Source organism: bacterium (assembly GCA_024224155.1).
Lineage (GTDB): Bacteria > Acidobacteriota > Thermoanaerobaculia > Multivoradales > JAHEKO01 > CALZIK01.
On record JAAENP010000392.1, the window covers coordinates 1 to 2237 of the forward strand.

The window sequence follows — 2237 nt, forward strand, 5'->3', positions numbered from 1 at the left end:
CACCTCGGTCCGGAGGCAAACCCTCCCAGGTCTGATGTCGTAGAATCCAGTGTCAGCGAAAGCGGAAACGATCCGAAGGGAGGCTCCATGCGGTTCGCGGTGGTTTGTTATCCGACCTACGGCGGCAGCGGCGTGGTCGCGACCGAGCTGGCGAAAGCGCTGGCCGAGCGCGAGCACGACGTGCACACGGTGTCCTATGAGCGGCCGCTCCGCGTAGACGAATCCCAGGAGCACCCCTATTTCCACCAGGTGGAGGCCAGCGACTACCCGCTGTTCAAGCATCAGCCCTACTCCCTCAACCTGGCCAACAAGCTGATCGAGTTGGTCGAGGATCACGGCGTCGACGTCATCCACAGCCACTACGCCATCCCCCACGCCCAGGCGGCGTGGATGGCGCGCGAGGTGCTGCGCGAGGAGCGCGGCCTCGACGTCAAGCTGGCCTGCACCCTGCACGGCACCGACATCTCGCTGTTCGGGATGGAGCCGAGCTTCTACGAGCTGACCCGCTTCGCCCTCCAGCGCCAGGATCTGCTGACCGCGCCGAGCTGCTGGTTGGTGGGCAAGACCGAGTCCGAATACCGGTTCCAGCCGGAGCGGATCCTCGCCATCCCCAACTTTGTCGATCTGGAACGCTTCCATCCGGCGGACGGCACCGAGACCCGGCGCGAGCTGGGAGCAGAAGACCGCTACCTGATCACCCACATGTCGAATTTCCGGCCGGTGAAACGGGTTGCCGACGTGATCAGCGGCTTCGCGACCTTCCGCAAGCACGCGGACGCGGTGCTGGCGCTGGTCGGCGACGGGCCGGACCTGGCGCCGGCGATGGTCCAGGCCGAGGAGCTCGGGATACGCGACGACGTCCGGGTACTCGGCCAGCGCGACGATCTGGAGACCATCCTCCAGGCGTCGGACGTCTTCTGCCTGCCCAGCGTCGCCGAGAGCTTCGGCCTGTCGGCGCTCGAGGCCCAGGCCTGCGGCTGCCCGGTGATCGGCTACCACGCCGGCGGATTGCCCGAGGTGGTGATCGACCAGCAGACCGGCATCCTGTGTCCCGAGAAAGAGCACGTCTGCCTGGGCAGCCTGACGGCCGATCTGCTGGCGGATCGCGAGCGCTACCAGGCGATGCGCGAAGCGTCGCGCCGCAACGCAGAGCGCTTCGCCAAGGGTCCGGTCGTCGACCGCTACGAGAAAGCGCTCTGCTGCCTGGTGCACTCCGACCGCGTCTGCGGCGCGGAGACCATGGCCGACTGCGCGCACGCGCCCCAAGAGACCCACGCCTGACGGCGTGGCTCCCTTGGCTTATCCCTCCTCTCCAGGTTCGATTGCGCTACGCGCAACCAAACCTGGGTCTCAGTCTTCGACAGACTTTCGCGAGCGAATGCTCGGACGGCGGCGCATCATCGCAGCTTCATATCATGGGCCGGTTCGATTGTCGGCCCGCGTCTCTTACGGTACTCTTCTCTTTCCGAGATGAGGTGAGCACCGTGACCACGACCCAGACCGAACGCCCAAGCCGACTCGACGACGCCGAAGACGCGAGCTCGAGCAAGGCGCCTTCGGATTTCATCCGCGCCATCGTGGTTCGCGACAACCAGACCGGCAAGTGGGGCGGCAAGGTGGCGACCCGGTTCCCGCCGGAGCCCAACGGCTACCCGCACATCGGCCACGCCAAGTCGATCTGCCTCAACTTCGGGGTGGCGGCGGAGTTCGGCGGCACCTGCAATCTGCGCTTCGACGACACCAACCCGACCACCGAGGACATGGAGTACGTGCGCGCGATCGAGCGCGACGTGCGTTGGTTGGGATTCGACTGGGAAGACCGGGAGTACTTCGCCTCGGACTATTTCGAGCAGCTCTACCAGCACGCCGTGTACCTGATCGAGACCGGCGAGGCCTATGTCGACAGCTCTAGCGAGGAGGAGATCCGAGAGTATCGCGGCACGATCACCGAGCCGGGTAGGCCGAGCCCCTACCGCGACCGCTCGGTGGAGGAGAATCTCGACCTCTTCGCCCGCATGCGCGCCGGCGAGTTCCCCGACGGTTCCCACGTGCTGCGGGGCAAGATCGACATGGCGGCCAAGAATATGTTGATGCGCGACCCGATCCTGTATCGGATCATCCGGGACGCGCACCACTACCGGACGGACGATGCGTGGAAGATCTACCCGATGTACGACTTCACGCACTGCCTGTCGGACTCGCTCGAGGGCATCACCCACTCTCTTTTTTTTAATGAG

2 protein-coding genes are annotated in these 2237 nt (G+C 65.4%); both read left to right on the forward strand.

Going from position 1 to position 2237, the window contains the following annotated elements; genetic code table 11:
* The coding region (gene bshA, locus GY769_19820; protein ID MCP4204170.1) for an N-acetyl-alpha-D-glucosaminyl L-malate synthase BshA at positions 1-1281 on the forward strand (1281 nt) is incomplete at its 5' end.
* A gap of 134 nt (positions 1282-1415) precedes the next feature.
* Positions 1416-2237 (forward strand): hypothetical protein (locus tag GY769_19825; protein ID MCP4204171.1); only part of this gene is annotated, 822 nt, incomplete at its 3' end.